Consider the following 16,796-nt stretch of genomic DNA (forward strand, 5'->3'; position numbering starts at 1 on the left):
GGTGCCCAAAGACGTCGGCCGAGCACAGGCCGACGATATTAAGGCAATCTTCATCGTGAACGCTAAGTATTGGTAGAATAAGTAAGTATAAGCCCGTCGGTATTGGCAACGGGGGCTTATCGATGAAATTTTCCCATTGGGCGGGAATCGTGTTCGCGTCATGCGCACCCGCGGTTGCCGAGGCGCAATATACGGTACAGTGGGCGGCTCCGGCTGCGGTAACGTCCGCCACGGCCTATTTCCCGATGGGAACGCCGCTGCAATTGACCACGCGCACCGAACTCAACACCAAGGACAACCACGCTGGCGATCGCTTCTATCTCGAAGTGGCGGAACCGCTCGTTTATCGCGGTCAGGTGGTGGTGCCGGTCGGGTCGATCGCGGTGGGCGAAGTGATGCGCGCCGAACGCAACGGCCATTTCGGCAAGCGTGGCCAGCTCGATATTCGGCTCGATTATGTGCAGACGCCGAACGGGCCGATCCGCCTGTCGGGGCGCACCGCGCGACAGGGAAACGGGCAGGGCGTGCTGGCGATTGGCGGTGCGCTGTTCATTTCCTGGCCGATGCTGTTCATTCACGGCACCAGCGGCAGGATGCCCGCCGATACGGTGGTGACAGCGTACCTCGCGGACGATCTGCGTTTCAATGTGCAGGCAGCCTCGACACAAGCGGTGGCGGCCATGCCGGATAGCGAGCAACAGGCGCGCCGAGCGCCGCCCGCGCGGTTTGATCCGTCGGTTTTTTCGTCAAACCGACCGTAGGGGCTTAACCGGGGCTATTTCATCACCCCGCTATCGATCTGAATGTCGCGCTTTTCGCCCCAGGTCGTGGCCTTGCTTGCGAAATGTTCCTTGCCGACGATTTTGAGGGCTTGGTCGGGGGGCGGCAAGCGATCGCGCGGGATGTAGCTGCCCGCCGCGGCAACTTCATATTCGGTCACCGACCAGGATGCCTTCGCTTTGGTGTCGAGCAGCGCCGAGAGCGTGTCGGGCTCGACCATCAGGCCGCGACCGGCATCCTGATAGGCGATGAGATAGCGATCGGTGGTGCCAACCGGGCGATACACCCCGCTGCTGCCCATGCCGATCGAGGCGGCGAGGTCGCGGCACCAGGTCACGGGCGGTGGCGGAGGTTCATCCTTCGCCATCTTCTGCTTCTCGTCGGTCGATGCGCTCGACAGCAAGGCACCGAACAGCAGCGCACTGCCCATCGCCTTGCTACGGTTGATCGGTTTCGCGTCGCCCGACAGCGCGAGCGCGGACGTACAATCTGCGACCGGCACGGCGGCGGGCTGTGGCGCGATCTTCTGCGGCCAGCCGAGCGCCGCGACGACCGCGCGGATATGCGTTTCCAATGTCGCGCCGTCCAAGGTCTTCGACGAATAGCGCACCGACACGTACCAGTCGGCCCCCAATGGCATGAAGGCGATTGCCGTGCTGCGATACGGGCCCTTGCTGACGCTGTAACTGTCGATCAAGCCGCTGGCAGTGCCCTGGCCGGGCGGCGTGAACGCGGTCGGGGTGTGCAGCGGCACCAGCCCGCCATAGATGTCGCGGTGGCTTGCGACCCAGTCGATCCGGTCGAACCACAGCGGCACCGATCCGCTGACATTGCGGAACACATAGACCGTCAGCGTATCGCTATTGCTGGGATTGTCGAAGCTCAGCGCCTCGTCGAGATCGGGGACGTAAGCGACCGCAGACGTGCGCTGCAAGCCATCGAGCGTGGTTGGAACCGACAGGCCGGAGGGTTTGTGACGATAGGGCTCGGTCGCGCCGAGCGTCAATTGCGGGGGCTGTTGGGCGATTGTGGGCGAAGCGACGCACAGCGCGATTGCAGCCAGTAAAAGGCGCATGAAAAACTCCCCCGGAATCGCCAAGCGATACCGGGGGAGCCTAAAGTCTCAGCGATTTACCGCAAGCTGTTACGCGACAGCGGCCTTCAGGGCGTCGACCAGATCGGTCTTTTCCCAGGTGAAGCCATCGGCGTCGGGCTCGCGACCGAAATGGCCGTACGCCGCGGTGCGCTTGTAGATCGGGGCGTTGAGCTTCAGATGCTCGCGAATGCCCTTCGGTGTCAGGCGGACGAGCTGCGGCAGCACTTCCTCGATCTTGGCTTCGGTAATGCCCTCGGCACCGGTGCCATGCAGGTCAACATAGAGCGACAGCGGCTCGGCAATGCCGATCGCATAGCTCAACTGGATCGTGCAGCGGCGCGCAAGGCCAGCGGCCACGACGTTCTTCGCCATGTAGCGCGAGACGTATGCTGCCGAGCGATCGACCTTGGTCGGATCCTTGCCCGAGAATGCGCCGCCGCCATGCGGCGCTGCGCCGCCGTAGGTGTCGACGATGATCTTGCGGCCGGTGACGCCCGCATCGCCGTCCGGCCCGCCGATTTCAAACGCGCCGGTCGGGTTGATGTAGATCTTGGTCGCGTCGGTGACGAAGCCCTCGGGCAGCGTCTCGGTCAGCACGCGCGAAACGTACGCATGCAGTTCATCGTACAGCGCCGGGTTGGCATTGTCGCCCTGCAGGCAATAGCCGGCCTTGTGCTGGGTCGAGACGACCAGAGCGGTCGCGCGCACCGGCACTTCATTCTCATATTCCAGCGTGACCTGGCTCTTGGCGTCGGGCTCCAGGAACGGGGCCGCGCCCGAATGGCGGTCGGCCGCCATGCGCTCGAGGATCTTGTGGCTGTAATAGAGAGTCGCGGGCATCAGGCCCGGCGTCTCGTCGGTGGCGTAGCCGAACATGATGCCCTGGTCGCCAGCGCCTTCGTCCTTGTTGGCACCTTCGTCCACGCCCATCGCGATTTCCGCCGACTGGCCGTGCAGATTGTTGTGGAAGGCGAAGGTTTCCCAGTGGAAGCCCGACTGTTCGTAGCCGATTTCCTTGACTGTGTTGCGCACGGCAGCTTCGATCTCGGCGAGCGCGCCCTCGGCCCATTCGCCATTCTCGTACACGCCCTTGCAGCGGATTTCGCCGGCCAGCACGACGAGATTGGTGGTGGTCAGCGTCTCGCACGCGATGCGCGCATAGGGGTCCTTGCTCAGGAACAGATCGACGACGGTGTCGCTGATCTGGTCGGCGACCTTGTCAGGATGGCCTTCCGAGACCGACTCGGAGGTGAAGAGAAAACTGGAACGCATGTGTTGAGATCCTCAATGGTTGAGGAGAGCTTTGGCCGTTGCCATGCCTGATATAAAGCTTTCCTTATATGACGCCCTATCGTGCGAAACGTCGCAATGCAATTGCCGACAGGAGGAATGCGGCACCAACAATTAGTGCTATCAGGTTGCCCAACCGCGCGAACAGGGTGGGGGGAGCCGCAGGCGGGATCGGCCGTTCGATCGCGCCCGGTTTGTCTGCGGGGATCGACGCGAGCACGCGGCCCTGCGCATCGATGATCGCCGAAACGCCGGTCGGCGTGGCGCGGATGACGGGCAGCCCCTCCTCGATTGCGCGCATCCGCGCTTGCGCCAGATGCTCGGCCTGGCCCCAATAGCCGAACCAGCTGTCGTTGGACGGCTGGAACAAAAAGGCCGGGCGGTGGCCGGGCTCGACCACCGCGCCCGAAAAAATGATCTCGTAGCAGATCTGGAACCCCACCCGCCCGAAGGCGGGCAGATCAAGCCCGCCAACGCCCCTGCCCGCCGAAAAATCGAAATCGCCCGGCACGAGGCGCGCCAGTCCGATCGCCGAAAGCAGCGGGCGCGCGGGCAAGTATTCGCCGAACGGCACCAGATGCCCCTTGTCGTACCGCCCGAGGATGCGCGCGTGCGCGTCGAGCGCGAAGATCGCGTTGGTCGCGCTGGACAGCGTCCCCGCCGAGTCGAACATCAGCGCGTTGCCACCCGTCAGCACCACGTCCTTCGGGCCGAGCAGCGCCGCGATACGGTGGCGCGTCTCATACGGCGTTGCTTCCCAATAATATTGGCGGGGATAGCCATCCTCGGGCAGGAAGCGCAGCGCGCCCTCGGGCCACACGATCAAGCGCGGGGCGGGACCGGGCTTACCGCTCAGCCGCGCGAGCTGGCGCAAATTGGCCTCGGCATAATCGTCGCGCGGGCGCTGTTCCTGGTCGAGATCGGGCTGGACGACGCGCACGCGCGGGGCGGTGGCGGTCATGCGGGTCGGGGCGGGTTGCTCCAGCGCGGCCATGCCGAGGAGTATCGGCAGCGCGAGCATGGCGGTGCTCGTCCGCCACTGCCGCGTGACGGCGAGCAAAACGGCACCCGCCGCGAGGACAGCGACCCCCGACAGGGCGTAGGTGCCGAGATAACGCGCGCTCGCCGCGATCGGGGTCGGCAACCACATCTCCGACAGCGGATTCCACGGATAGCCGGTAAAAAGCGTCCCCCGCAGATATTCGGTGGCGATCCAGGCAGCGGCGAAGCTCAGCACATAGGGCGCATCCGGGCGAGCCCCGCGAAAGCGCCACGCCACCCCCGCCGCCGCCATCGGAAAGATGCCGAGATACAGCGCCATCAGCCCCGGCGCGATCCAGCCGAGCGCGTGCGGCATCGCGTCCTGATAGGTAAAGGCTTTGGCGATCCAGTTATTGCCGATCAGGAAATGCCCAAAGCCGAACAGCCACCCGCGCCACAGCGCCGCGCGGATGCCGCGAGCCGCGTGGACGATCCCCATCCACAGCGCCAGGCAGCCAAGCGTTACCGGCCATAGATCCAGCGGCGCGAAGCCGACTGCGGCGATCCCGCCGAGCAGGAAGGAGAAAAGCGCGGGGCGTTCGGTCATGCCTGCGCTATCGCGTGATCGCGAGAGCGACGCAACCAATCCTCCCTGGAAACGGGGAGGGGGACCGCTCGGCTCCTTCAGCCGAGTGGTGGAGGGGGCGTGCCACGGGCACAGCGCGTGCGGAGGCCCCCCTCTACCCTTCGCTACATGCTCAGGGTCCCCCTCCCCGTGCCGGGGAGGATTTGGTACGGTCCCTCCATGACTCGCCCCTTCCACCTCGCTTTCCCCGTCCACGATCTCGCCGCCGCGCGCGCCTTTTACGGCGGCATTCTCGGCTGCGCCGAGGGGCGCAGCTCCGACGCCTGGATCGATTTCGATCTCCATGGCCACCAGATCGTCGCGCATCTCGATCCCGCCGCGAAACCCGTCACCGTCTCCAACCCGGTCGATGGCCATGACGTACCGGTGCCGCATTTCGGCGTGGTGCTGACCATGGCCGACTGGCAGGCGCTCGCCGATCGGCTGACGGCAGCGGGGACACGCTTCGGCATTGCGCCGCATATCCGCTTCGTCGGGCAGCCGGGCGAGCAAGCGACGATGTTCTTTTATGATCCCAGCGGCAACGCGCTCGAGTTCAAGGCGTTTGTCGATGACGCGATGCTGTTCGCGACGTAAAGGACCGGACATGAGCGAACCGATCATCGTCGAATTTCCCCACCACCTCGGGCTTGAGGCGGCGCGCGCGCGCGTGGATGGCGGCATCGGCAAATTGGCCGCGATGTTTCCCGGCGGCGCGGCGGTCGATCACCGCTGGGAGGGCGACACGCTCCACTTCACCGTCGCGGCGCTCGGGCAGCGCGTCGCCAGCCGCCTGACCGTGGCCGCTGACAAGGTCCGCGCCGAAATCGACTTGCCGCCCTTCCTCGCGCTCTTCGCCGACAAGATCCGCGCGAAACTCGCCAAGGAAGCGCCCAAGCTGTTGGAATGATCCGTCACTTCGGGCTCGTCCCGGCATCCACCGCGACGCATCTCCTGCGGGGGATCGTCTTGGCGCTCGGTGGGCCCCGGCACGAGGCCGGGGTGACCGGGGTGAGGGGTTACTTCGCGCTGACCCGCCAGATCGTGTTGCCCACATCATCCGCCACCAACAGTGCGCCCGTCGCATCGGTGATAACCCCAACCGGACGCCCCTGCGCCTGGCCCTTGGCGTTGAGGAAGCCCGTCAGCACGTCGACCGGCTTGGCACCCTTTTTGGGGAAGCCGAGATCGCCGAACGGCACATAGGCGACCTTATACCCCGACACCGGCACGCGGTTCCACGATCCATGCTCGCCGACGAACGCGCCATTGGCGAAGTTCGGGCCCAGCTTCGCGTCATTCGCGAAGGTCAGGCCCAGCGCCGCTACGTGCGGGCCCATCGCGAAATCGGGGCGTTTGGAATATTCCTGCAGCGCCGGGTTTTCGGGCTTCACCCGCGCATCGGGATAGCCGCCCCAATAATACCAGGGCCAGCCGAAATTGTCGCCCAGGCCAACGCGGGTGATGTAATCGGGCACGATGTCCGAGCCCAGCATGTCGCGTTCGTTGACCGCGACCCACAGTGCCCCCGATTTGGGCTCGAACGCCATCCCCTGCGGGTTGCGCAAGCCAGCCCCGAACACGCGGAAGCTCTTGGCGACCGGATCGACCTGCAGGATGTTGGCGCGGTATTTTTCGGCGTCGAGCCCATTTTCGGCGATGTTGGTCGAGGAACCGACCCCGACATAGAGATATTTGCCCGCCGGATCGGCCAGCAAGGTGCGCGCCCAATGGTTGCCGCCGCCGCTCAGCGGAATGACCTGTTCGGGCTTGGCGGTGATCTTGGTCTCGCCCGGCGTGAACGGCACGCGCAGCAGCGCATCGGTATCGGCAATGTAGAGATAGCCGCCCATCAGCGCCATGCCGGTGGGGGAGTTGAGCCCGCCGATCAGCACCGTCTGCAGCTCGGCCACGCCATCGCCATCGGTATCGCGCAGCAAGCGGATGCGGTTGGGTGAGGCGACACCGGCACCGCCCTTTTTCAACAAATACCCCATCACTACGTCGGCGATGCCAGCGACCTTGCGCGGCGGCGAGTTGGTTTCCGCAACCAGAATGTCGCCATTGGGCAGCCGATAAAGCCAGCGCGGATGGTCGAGCCCATTGGCGAAGGGCACCACCTTAAGCCCCGGCGCTGCCACCGGCGTGGCACCGTCCTTCCACCCGACCGCATCGGCAACGGCAACGGTCGGGATGGTCTGGTCGCGCGGGGCGGAGATGGTCGGGCGTTCGCCCTCGACCTTGGCGATCGGCAGCGTCGCCACGTCGGGCTGCACCGCCCACCAGATGACGGCTCCCGCGAGGACGATGACGATCGCGAGGATGATGAGGATGTGTTTGCGCATGGCCCCAAACTAGGGGGTGGAGCGGGGGAGGGGAAGGCGATTCTGCCCGCTTGAACGGGAAAGGGCCGCCGACGTGTGGTCGACGGCCTTTCTCGGTTCAGCGGATCGACCGGATCACGCCACGTCGAACCGGTCGAGGTTCATCACCTTGGTCCACGCCGCCACGAAGGCGCGGACGAACGCCGCCCCAGCATCGTCGGTGGCATAGGCCTCGGCCAGCGCGCGCAGTTGCGAGTTGGAGCCGAAGATCAGGTCCACCCGCGTGCCCGCCCATTGCTCGGCTCCGGTTTTGCGGTCGCGCGCGACGAACACACCGTCCTCGCTTGCGGTCCACTTCATCGCCGTGCTGGTCTTGAGCAAATTGACGAAGAAGTCGTTGGTCAGCGTCTCCGGTCGATCGGTGAACACGCCGTGGCTGGATCCACCGAAGTTCGCTCCCAGCACGCGCAGGCCACCGACCAGCACCGTCATTTCCGGCGCGGACAGCGTCAGCAATTGCGCGCGGTTGACCAGCAATTCCTCCGCCGAATATTGCGAAGGCCCGCCGACATAGTTGCGGAAGCCATCGACCTTGGGCTCCAGCGGCGCGAAGGAATGCGCGTCGGTCTGTTCCTGCGACGCATCGGTGCGGCCCGGCGTGAAGGGTACGGTCACGTCATGTCCGGCCTTTTTCGCCGCCGCCTCCACTGCAGCATTGCCGCCCAGCACGATCAAATCGGCCAGCGAGACGGTCTTGCCGCCCGCATTGAACCCCGCCTGGATCGCCTCCAGCCTGGCCAGCGTCTCGGCCAGCTCGACCGGCTCGTTGACCGCCCAATCCTTTTGCGGAGCGAGCCGGATACGTGCGCCATTCGCCCCGCCGCGCTTGTCGGTGCCGCGGAAGGTCGAGGCCGAGGCCCACGCCGTCTTCACCAGCCGCGAGATCGACAGGCCCGAGTCCAGGATCTGTGCCTTCAATGCCGCCGCATCGGCTTCGTCGATCAGCGGATGCGTGGGCGCGGGCACCGGGTCCTGCCAGATACGCGGTTCGGCGGGGACTTCCGCCCCCAGCATGCGCACGTGCGGCCCCATGTCGCGGTGGGTCAGCTTGTACCACGCCTCGGCAAAAGCGGTCGCGAACTGGTCGGGGTTTTCGTGGAAGCGCTTCGAAATTGGCCCGTAAATGGGGTCGAAACGCAGTGAGAGGTCGGTCGTCAGCATCGTCGGGCGATGCTTCTTGCCCGCGATATGCGCGTCGGGCACGTCTTCCGCCGCATCCTTGGCGACCCATTGATGCGCGCCTGCCGGGCTTTTGGTCAGTTCCCACTCATGGCCGAACAGGTTGTCGAAAAACAGGTTGGTCCATTTGGTCGGCTGCTGCGTCCAGGTCACTTCCAGGCCGCTGGTGATGGTGTCCGCGCCATTGCCGGTGCCATAGCTGTTGGCCCAGCCCAGGCCCTGCTGCTCGATCCCGGCACCTTCGGGCTCGGGGCCGACATATTGGTCGGGCACGGCGGCACCGTGCGTCTTGCCGAAGGTGTGGCCGCCCGCGATCAACGCGACGGTTTCCTCGTCATTCATCGCCATCCGCGCGAAGGTCTCGCGAATGTCGTGCGCCGCGAGCACGGGGTCGGGGTTGCCGTCGGGGCCTTCGGGATTGACGTAGATCAGCCCCATCTGCACCGCCGCCAGCGGATCGGCGAGTTCGCGTTCGCCCGAATAGCGGCCGCCGGGCTTGTCGCTGGTCTGCAGCCACTCGCGCTCGGCCCCCCAGTTCACGTCGGTGGCGGGTTCCCACACATCGACGCGGCCACCGGCGAAACCGGCGGTCTTGAAACCCATGGATTCCAAGGCGCAATTGCCGGTCAGGATCAGCAAATCGGCCCAGGACAAAGCCCGCCCGTATTTCTGCTTGATCGGCCACAACAGGATGCGCGCCTTGTCGAGATTGGCATTGTCCGGCCAGCTGTTGAGCGGGGCGAAGCGCTGCTGCCCGCTGCCCGCGCCACCGCGCCCGTCGCCAATGCGGTACGTGCCCGCGCTATGCCACGCCATGCGGATGAACAGCGGCCCATAATGGCCGAAATCGGCCGGCCACCAGTCCTGCGATTCGGTCATCAGTGCGAAGATGTCGGCCTTCACCGCCGCCAGATCGAGGGCCTTGAACGCCTCGGCATAATCGAAATCGGGGTCCATCGGGTCGCCGGCTGGCGGGTTCTGGTGGAGCACGGTCAGGTCAAGCTGGTTCGGCCACCACAGGCGGTTGGTCATTTCGAACAGGACGGCATTGCCATCCACCTTGCCCCCACCCATCGGGCATTTCGTTTCGGCATTCATGGCAGTCTCCAATGCGGCTTCTGGTTGGCTTTCGCAGAGGATGGCATGGCGCGCTTGATCGGAGAAATGGATTAATCCGCGTAGAGTGATCGGGCGGCTAATATAAACGCGGGCGCGGTGGCATCATGCACTGGTCAAGATGCGAACCGGGCTCGGCTGCGCGGCGGCCGGCGGCGCGTCTTCGATCGGCCGCTTGGCATAACGACGCGCCAGCGTCGCGCAGACGAACAATTGCGCCTGGTGGAACAGCATCAGCGGCAACACGATCAAGCTGACCGCATGCCCGGCGAACAGGATCGTCGCCATCGGAATGCCGCCCGCCATGCTCTTCTTCGATCCGCAAAATACGATTGCGATCTCGTCCTCGGTTGAAAATCCCAGACGGCGGCTGAGCAGGGTGGTCACGGCGATGATGATCGCCAGGATTATCAGGTCGACCGCCAGCACGATCACCAGGTCGGACACCGACAGGCTGGTCCACACGCCCGCGACGACGCCGGCGCTGAACGCGGCATAGACCACCAGCAGGATAGATCCGCGATCGACCACTGCGGTCAGTGTGCGGTGGCGCAACAGCCACGCCCCGATCCACGGCCGCACCGCTTGCCCGGCGACGAACGGCAGCAGGATCTGCAAGGCGATGCCCTCGATCGCCGTGATCGAAAAGCCGCCCCCGGCCGTGGACAGCAGCACCGCCACCAGCACTGGGGTCAGCACCACGCCAAGCAGATTGGAGAGCGAGGCACTGCACAATGCGGCGGGCACATTGCCGCGCGCGATCGCGGTAAAGGCGATCGAGGATTGCACGGTCGAGGGCAACAGGCACAGATAGAGCAGGCCCACGCCAATGTCGGGCGGCAGCAAGCCCCGCACCGCCCAGGAGGCCCCCAGCCCGATGATCGGAAAGATCACGAAGGTGCTGGCGAACACCAGCGATTGCAGTCGCCAATGCGAAATCCCCGCCCAGACCGCTGCGGGCGACAGGCGCGCGCCATAGAGGAAGAACAGCAGTCCGACCGCGATCGTCACCGCGCTTTCGGCCAGCGGCTGGGCGGAGCCGCGCGCGGGCAGAAGGATGGCGAGCCCGACCGTGCCGATCAACAGCAGCAAATACGGGTCGATCGGGGAACGCGCGATCAGCGAGCGGACAGTCGGCATGGCAGAAACATCCTGAAGGAGGCCCCGCCGACTTAGGCGGCTAACTGCTTACGCACAATTGTGATGGCAGCAATAACAGTTATCATCTATCATGATGACCATGGAGCCGGTGCATCCCGATTTGCTGGTCGCCTTCGTGACCGTCACCGAGACGGGCAGCTTCACTGCGGCGGCGCGCGTGCTCGGCACGCGACAGTCGACCGTCAGCCAGCAAATCAAACGGTTGGAGGCGACCCTGGGGCGCAGCCTGTTCGCGCGGGATACCCACAGGGTGGCGCTGACGGTCGATGGCGAGACCTTGATCGATCCTGCCCGACGCATTCTCGATGCCTATGGCGCGCTGGAGCGGCAGGTATCCGGCACCCCGTTGCGCGGGCGCCTGCGCTTTGGCGCGTCCGAGGATTTCGTGCTGTCGGCGCTGCCTGATGTGCTGGCCAGTTTCGCGCGGCGCCACCCGGAGGTGGATTTGGTGGTGACCGCAGGGCTCAGCCAGAATCTCTACGATGCGTTCGACGCCGGCACGCTCGATATCATCTTCGTCAAACGTCGCTCGGGCGATCCGCGCGGCGTGACGGCGTGGCGCGAAGCGGTGGAATGGGTATCGCGCCCCGGCTATCAGCCGGATGCGGAGGGTGCGCTAGCACTCTTGCTCTATCCGCCCCCCAGCGTCACCCGCGCCATGGCGATCGCGACGCTCGATCAGGCGCGGCGACCGTGGCGCGTCGCCTTCACCAGCGCCAGCCTCAGCGGCTTGACCGCCGCCGCGCGCGCCGGCCTCGGCATGATGCCGCATTCGCTGCGCTTGCTGCCAGCGGGCTTGGCCAGGATTACCGCCGATGCCGCGCTGCCCATCTTGCCCGAGATGGAATTCGTGATCGTCGGTCCGGGGCGTGGCGAGCCCGTGGCGGAGGCACTGACCAAATCGATCCTGTCCTGGGCAGGCAGCGCATAGCGCATCACGGCTGTCTGCCGGGAAGCGCGGCTGTCCTACATCGCGCCCGCCATGGTATCTTCGCCGGGATGGCAAATACCCGCTCCTTTCGCCGGATGTGCGGCGCGTCGCTGCAACAAGCGGTTGGCCACCCGGTCGTCGCCCGAAGTGGAAACGCGCGTGCGTTCGCCTAACTTTCCCCTAACTTTCCGGCTTGGGGCCCGGGGCGGGGCAGGGGGGCTTGGCTACGCGTGCTCAGGCTCGGCCTTGGGCGGGTGCAGCCGTACGCCCAGCACGCGGCGCGTGTCGGCGGCGGTGATTTCCAGCGTCCAGCCGCTGTCATGCACCAGGCATTCGCCGACATGCGGCATGTGCCCGGCGAGCACCGCGGCGAGACCGCCGATCGTGTCGATGTCGCCATCCACCTCGGCCAGGCGCGGGTCGATCGTCTCGCCGACATCCTCCAACTCGGCGCGGGCATCGGCCTCCCATGCGCCCCCATCCAGCGGCACGAGCAGCGAATGCGGCGCATCGTCATGCTCGTCCTCAATGTCGCCGACGATCTCCTCGATCAGATCCTCGATCGTAACCAGCCCCTCGGTCCCGAAATACTCGTCGAGCACGATCGCAAGATGCACGCGCTTCTGGCGCATATCGGCCAGCAGATCGAGCGCACCACGCGACATCGGCACATAGAGCGGCTCGCGGATCAGCGCGGCGATGCTCGCCGGATGCTCGGCCCCGGTGGCGAGGATCGCGAACACGTCCTTGATATGCACCATGCCGATGATCGTATCGAGCTTTTCGCGATAGACCGGCAGGCGGCTATGCCCGGCCTCGGCGAACAGCCGCACAAGATCGGCGAAGCTGGTCTGCTCCTCGACCGCGACGATGTCGGCGCGCGGCACGCCGACATCGCCCGCATCGCGCTCGCCGAAATGGAGCAGGTTGCGCACCATCGTGCGTTCGAGCGGGGAGAGGTCGCCCTTGGCGTCGGGTGCCGGGTCGTCCTCATGCGCGTCGATCGCTTCTTCGAGCGTGGCGCGGAGCGACTCGTCGCCCGAATGACCCGAAATCCAGCTGCGGAAACTCCGCCAGATGCTGGTTTCGTTATGCGGGGCACCGCCGAGATGGCTGGCGGTGCCGGTCGTACTTTGGCCGTCGGGCATGGCGGTCGTTTAGTCCTCTTCGAGACAATAAGGGTTGGCGATCCCAAGGGCGGTGAGCGCGTCGATTTCGATCGCCTCCATCGCATCGCCCTCCCGATCGTCGAGATGATCGTACCCTAGCAAATGCAGCGTGCCATGCACGATCAAATGCGACGCATGATCATCGACGCTCACGCCTTTTTCGGCGGCCTCGCGCACGCACGTCTCATAAGCGAGCACGATGTCGCCGAGCAGCACCTCGCCCCCCCAAATATCATGGGCGTCGCTATTCTGGTCGATCGTGTCGAGCAGATCGGCCTGCACCATCGGGAAGGACAGCACGTTGGTCGGCTTGTCCTTCTGGCGATATTGGGCGTTGAGCGTCTGCACCTCGGCGTCGTCGGTCAGCCGGATCGAGATTTCGACCGTGGCGGTGACGGAGAGCAACGGCCCATGCGGTGTGCGCTCGATCGCCGCCGTCGCGGCACGGGCGGCCAGCGCCTCCCAGTCCTGTTCCGGCCAGACGTCTTCGCGCGACAGGGCAACCTCAAGCATCGACGCCCTCATACGCCTCGACGATGCGCCCCACGATCGGGTGGCGCACCACGTCGCCGCTGCCGAAGCGGCAGATCGACAGGCCTTCGACGCCCTCCAGCCGCCCGACCGCGTCGTTCAGCCCCGACGCGTTCATGCCGCCGGGAAGATCGGTCTGCTTGGGGTCGCCGCAGATCACCATGCGGCTGTTCTCGCCGAAGCGGGTGAGGAACATCTTCATCTGCGCAGGCGTGGTGTTCTGCGCTTCGTCGAGGATGATGAAGGCGTCGGCCAGCGTGCGCCCGCGCATGAAGGCAATCGGCGCGATCTCGATTTCGCCGCTGGCGATGCGCCGTTCGACTTGCTCGGCAGGGAGGCAGTCGTTGAGCGCGTCGTAAAGCGGGCGCAGATAGGGATCGACCTTCTCCTTCATGTCGCCAGGCAGGAAGCCGAGCTTTTCGCCCGCCTCCACCGCCGGACGCGACAGGATCAGCCGCTGCACGCTGCCGGTGATGAGCTGCGCGACGGCTTGCGCGACCGCGATATAGGTCTTGCCGGTGCCGGCTGGCCCAAGCGCGAAGATGATGTCGTTGCCCAGCAATTGCCGCATGTAATGCGCCTGCGCGATGGTGCGCGGCACGATCGTCTTCTTGCGCGTGCGGATCATGATCTGCGGCACCGCGCCGCCACCGGCATCGGCCTGGATGATCCCGGCGAGCGTCGGCTCGCTCGACATGGCGATGACCGCGTCGATCAGGCCGGGATCGACCACTTCGCCACGCACGATGCGGTTATAGAGCCCGTGCAGCACATCACGCGCCTGCGCCACCGCTTCGGCGCTGCCCTCCAGCCCCACCTTGTTGCCCCGCGCGGTGATATAGACGCCGAGCTTGTTCTCCAGCGCGAGCAGATTCTGGTCAAACTCGCCAAACAATTGGGCCATCAATTGCGGTCGGTCGAACACCAGTTCAGCGCGACTACGATCACCGGATTGCGCGGGTACAGGCTTGCGGCTCATGCGGTTCCTTTGCTCGGTTGGGTGGGCAACACTTTAGGAAGACAATGCGCGGCCGCGGATCGCGTGCTTGATCGGGGGCGGCCAGATATCAGCGTCGCAGCCCGATACGCTCGAGCACGATGCGCCCGCCCGACAGCAGGATCATGCCGACGCCCGCCGCGATATAGACCCACAGCGCCACCGGATTGCGCTTCCATTGCGGCGGAACGAGATCGGTTGGCGCGGGCTTCGACATGGCCCCTATTTGGGCTTTTTGTTAGGCGGTGTCGAGGGGTGTGTGCGGCTCCCCTCCCTGAAAGGGAGGGGCTGGGGGTGGGTTGGTTTGAGGCGGGCGTCCGGGTGCGACAACGCGCCGACCCACCCCCGACCCCTCCCTTTCAGGGAGGGGAGAATTTAGGCGGTGCGCGTCCCCAGCATGGAATTGGCCCCAGCTTCTGCCAGCGTGACCTCGACCAGATCGCCGATCGCGGCATCGCTGACCAAATGGACCGATTGCAGCCACGGGCTCTTGCCGATCAACTGGCCCGGCAACTTGCCGGGCCGCTCGAGCAACAGCTGGCACGTGCGGCCGACGGTGGCGGCATTGAACGACGCCTGATCGCGGTTGAGCGCGGCCTGTAGCCGCTGGAGCCGTTCGTCCATCACCGTTTCAGGGATCTGTTCGGCCATCGTTGCCGCCGGGGTGCCGGGGCGCGGGCTGTATTTGAAGCTGTACGCCTGGGCATAGCCGACCGCGTCGACCAAGCTCAGCGTATCCTCGAAATCGGCATCGGTCTCGCCGGGAAAGCCGACGATGAAATCGCCCGACAGCGCAATGTCGGCGCGGCGCGCGCGGACGCGCTCAAGGATGCGCAGATAGGAATCGCGGCTGTGGCTGCGGTTCATCGCCTGCAGCACGCGGTCGCTGCCCGATTGCACCGGCAAGTGCAGGAACGGCATCAGCTTTTCGACGGTGCGATGCGCGTCGATCAGCCCCTGCGTCATGTCATTGGGGTGGCTCGTGGTATAGCGGATCCGCGCCAGCGCCGGAATTTCGGCCAGCGCCGCGATCAAGTCGTGCAGGCCGCGCGTATCGTCGCTCCAGGCGTTAACGTTCTGCCCGAGCAGCGTGATCTCGCGCGCGCCCGCATCGACCAGGGCTTTGGCTTCGTCGACGATCTGGTCCCAGCCGCGTGAAACCTCCGCGCCGCGCGTATAGGGCACCACGCAATAGGTGCAGAATTTGTCGCAGCCTTCCTGCACCGTCAGGAACGCGCTCGGCGGCACGCGGCGGCGCGCGGGCAAATGGCCGAACTTCATGTCGACCGGCATATCGGTATCGAGCGCGGATTCGCCGCGCGCCGCCCGCGCCACCAGCTCGGGCAGATTGTGATAGGCTTGCGGCCCCACCACCACATCGACCTTGGCGCGGCGCACGATCTCGGCACCTTCGGCCTGGGCCACGCAACCAGCGACGGCGATCATTGGCGCGCGGCCGATGTCCCGGAGCGCTTCCTTGCGCAGCCGTCCGATGTCCGAATAGACTTTCTCGGTCGCGCGTTCGCGAATGTGGCAGGTGTTGAGCACGACCAGATCGGCCTCGGTCGGATCGGCCTGGGTCAGGCCCTGCGCGGCCATCAATTCGGCCATGCGATCGCCGTCATAGACGTTCATCTGGCAGCCGAACGACTTTACGGCATAGGTTTTGGGGGCGGGTTTCATGATGCGCGGGCTATAGGCGCGCCGCGCGAGCGTGACAAATTACGGTTGCGCGTGTCCGGTAAACGGCCGCAGCGGGTGGCCGATCGTGCGGACCAGCGCCTCTTCGATGCGACGGCGGCTTTCGGCGGCAATCGCCTTGCGCCCCGGAAAGTCGCGCGGATGGAAGGGTTCCAGAAACGTGACGGTCATGCGAAACGTGCCGCGCCGGGCGAGCAGCCGAACCGCATTGTCCTTACCCGTTTCAACGCCGATCCAGGAGATTTCCTCGCTCGCCGCGCCATAATCGAGCAACACCGGCTGCACGAGAATGCCGGGCGGGGGCGGCTCCAGCACCTTCAGCATCGGTGTCTTGAACGGGAAGAGGGAGCGTCCGTCGGTGGTGGTGCCTTCGGGGAACACGGTGACCGACCAGGTTTCAGCCAGCGCATCGCGCAGGCGGTTGATCTGTTCGGCAACGCCCAGGCGATCCTCGCGCTCGACGAACACGGTGCGGTTCAGCGTGGCGAGCCAGCCGACGATCGGGGCATCGCGAATCTCGGCCTTGGCGACGAAGGCAGTGCCGCTCGCCCCGGCGATCGCGAGGATGTCGATCCAGCTGACATGGTTGGAGATGTAAAAGACGTCGCGCTTCAGCGCCGCGCCCTTCACCTTCACCCGCGCACCGCAAATCCGGGCGGCGGCGGCCAGAAAGAAGCGCGGCCACGGCGAGGAAATATGCAGGATTCGCCACAGATAATGCGGCGGAATCGCGATCAGCAGGGCAAGCGCCAACAGAACGGAGCGGATGCACAGCCGCCACCAGCCGAGCCAGCCAAGCGGGGGCGGGTTGCCCGCCGCCGCCGCCGCGCGGGCTTCCGGGCGAATCGGCATCGC

Annotated in this window: 16 protein-coding genes; 4 read left to right on the plus strand and 12 right to left on the minus strand. The window is 65.6% G+C overall.

Features of this window, described 5'->3' with window-relative positions:
• Positions 1-122 precede the first annotated feature (122 nt).
• Positions 123-761 carry a hypothetical protein gene (locus ACP7BL_RS09220; RefSeq protein ID WP_426258164.1) on the plus strand — a complete coding sequence of 213 codons (639 nt, stop codon included), beginning with the start codon at positions 123-125 and terminating at the stop codon, positions 759-761.
• 14 nt (positions 762-775) lie between these two features.
• On the opposite strand, the gene ACP7BL_RS09225 is transcribed toward ACP7BL_RS09220, so the two are convergent.
• From ACP7BL_RS09225 to lnt, 3 genes are all read right to left on the minus strand, one after another.
• The gene (locus tag ACP7BL_RS09225) at positions 776-1,855 is read right to left on the minus strand and encodes a hypothetical protein (RefSeq protein ID WP_033965507.1); all 1,080 of its coding nucleotides are present in this window, start codon (positions 1,853-1,855) and stop codon (positions 776-778) included.
• A 69-nt stretch (positions 1,856-1,924) separates the two neighbouring features.
• The gene (gene metK, locus ACP7BL_RS09230; protein WP_033965508.1) at positions 1,925-3,148 is read right to left on the minus strand and encodes a methionine adenosyltransferase; all 1,224 of its coding nucleotides are present in this window, start codon (positions 3,146-3,148) and stop codon (positions 1,925-1,927) included.
• Positions 3,149-3,224: 76 nt separating this feature from the next.
• Entirely contained in the window at positions 3,225-4,754 is a 1,530-nt protein-coding gene (lnt, locus tag ACP7BL_RS09235) for an apolipoprotein N-acyltransferase (RefSeq protein WP_426258165.1), read from the minus strand.
• Between the two features lie 198 nt (positions 4,755-4,952).
• Here lnt and ACP7BL_RS09240 point away from each other — a divergent pair, with 198 nt between their 5' ends.
• Positions 4,953-5,369, plus strand: a complete 417-nt coding sequence (locus ACP7BL_RS09240) for a VOC family protein (protein ID WP_033965509.1) — start codon at positions 4,953-4,955, stop codon at positions 5,367-5,369.
• A 10-nt stretch (positions 5,370-5,379) separates the two neighbouring features.
• Positions 5,380-5,682 (plus strand): polyhydroxyalkanoic acid system family protein, encoded by a 303-nt coding sequence (locus ACP7BL_RS09245; protein ID WP_033965510.1) that lies wholly within the window; start codon positions 5,380-5,382, stop codon positions 5,680-5,682.
• Positions 5,683-5,791: 109 nt separating this feature from the next.
• Here ACP7BL_RS09245 and ACP7BL_RS09250 read toward each other — a convergent pair whose 3' ends face one another.
• The 3 genes from ACP7BL_RS09250 to ACP7BL_RS09260 all read right to left on the minus strand — a co-directional run bounded on the left by ACP7BL_RS09250 (position 5,792) and on the right by ACP7BL_RS09260 (position 10,591).
• Complete coding sequence (locus tag ACP7BL_RS09250) at positions 5,792-7,117, minus strand: PQQ-dependent sugar dehydrogenase (RefSeq protein WP_209516327.1); 1,326 nt, start codon at positions 7,115-7,117, stop codon at positions 5,792-5,794.
• A 114-nt stretch (positions 7,118-7,231) separates the two neighbouring features.
• Entirely contained in the window at positions 7,232-9,433 is a 2,202-nt protein-coding gene (katG, locus tag ACP7BL_RS09255) for a catalase/peroxidase HPI (RefSeq protein ID WP_426258166.1), read from the minus strand.
• Between the two features lie 123 nt (positions 9,434-9,556).
• Complete coding sequence (locus ACP7BL_RS09260) at positions 9,557-10,591, minus strand: bile acid:sodium symporter family protein (protein ID WP_426258167.1); 1,035 nt, start codon at positions 10,589-10,591, stop codon at positions 9,557-9,559.
• Between the two features lie 91 nt (positions 10,592-10,682).
• On the opposite strand from ACP7BL_RS09260, the gene ACP7BL_RS09265 reads away from it, so the two are divergent.
• Positions 10,683-11,543: a LysR substrate-binding domain-containing protein gene (locus ACP7BL_RS09265; protein WP_185867693.1), complete on the plus strand. Its 861-nt coding sequence runs from the start codon at positions 10,683-10,685 to the stop codon at positions 11,541-11,543.
• 224 nt (positions 11,544-11,767) lie between these two features.
• Here ACP7BL_RS09265 and ACP7BL_RS09270 read toward each other — a convergent pair whose 3' ends face one another.
• The 6 genes from ACP7BL_RS09270 to ACP7BL_RS09295 all read right to left on the minus strand — a co-directional run bounded on the left by ACP7BL_RS09270 (position 11,768) and on the right by ACP7BL_RS09295 (position 16,793).
• A complete protein-coding gene (locus ACP7BL_RS09270; protein WP_033965516.1) occupies positions 11,768-12,691 on the minus strand; it encodes a hemolysin family protein in 924 nt (307 codons plus the stop codon).
• A 9-nt stretch (positions 12,692-12,700) separates the two neighbouring features.
• The gene (gene ybeY, locus ACP7BL_RS09275; RefSeq protein ID WP_426258168.1) at positions 12,701-13,225 is read right to left on the minus strand and encodes an rRNA maturation RNase YbeY; all 525 of its coding nucleotides are present in this window, start codon (positions 13,223-13,225) and stop codon (positions 12,701-12,703) included.
• Positions 13,218-14,222, minus strand: coding sequence for a PhoH family protein (locus ACP7BL_RS09280; protein ID WP_426258169.1), 1,005 nt, complete (start codon positions 14,220-14,222; stop codon positions 13,218-13,220). The genes ybeY and ACP7BL_RS09280 overlap by 8 nt, the downstream gene beginning before the upstream one ends.
• Positions 14,223-14,310: 88 nt before the next feature.
• Positions 14,311-14,457: a hypothetical protein gene (locus tag ACP7BL_RS09285; RefSeq protein WP_156143031.1), complete on the minus strand. Its 147-nt coding sequence runs from the start codon at positions 14,455-14,457 to the stop codon at positions 14,311-14,313.
• A 158-nt stretch (positions 14,458-14,615) separates the two neighbouring features.
• Positions 14,616-15,923: a tRNA (N6-isopentenyl adenosine(37)-C2)-methylthiotransferase MiaB gene (gene miaB / locus ACP7BL_RS09290; RefSeq protein ID WP_426258170.1), complete on the minus strand. Its 1,308-nt coding sequence runs from the start codon at positions 15,921-15,923 to the stop codon at positions 14,616-14,618.
• 39 nt (positions 15,924-15,962) lie between these two features.
• Positions 15,963-16,793: a lysophospholipid acyltransferase family protein gene (locus ACP7BL_RS09295; protein WP_033966075.1), complete on the minus strand. Its 831-nt coding sequence runs from the start codon at positions 16,791-16,793 to the stop codon at positions 15,963-15,965.
• Between the last annotated feature and the right edge of the window lie 3 nt (positions 16,794-16,796).

It is taken from the genome of Sphingomonas sp. DC1600-2 (assembly GCF_049897605.1).
Taxonomy (GTDB): Bacteria; Pseudomonadota; Alphaproteobacteria; order Sphingomonadales; family Sphingomonadaceae; genus Sphingomonas.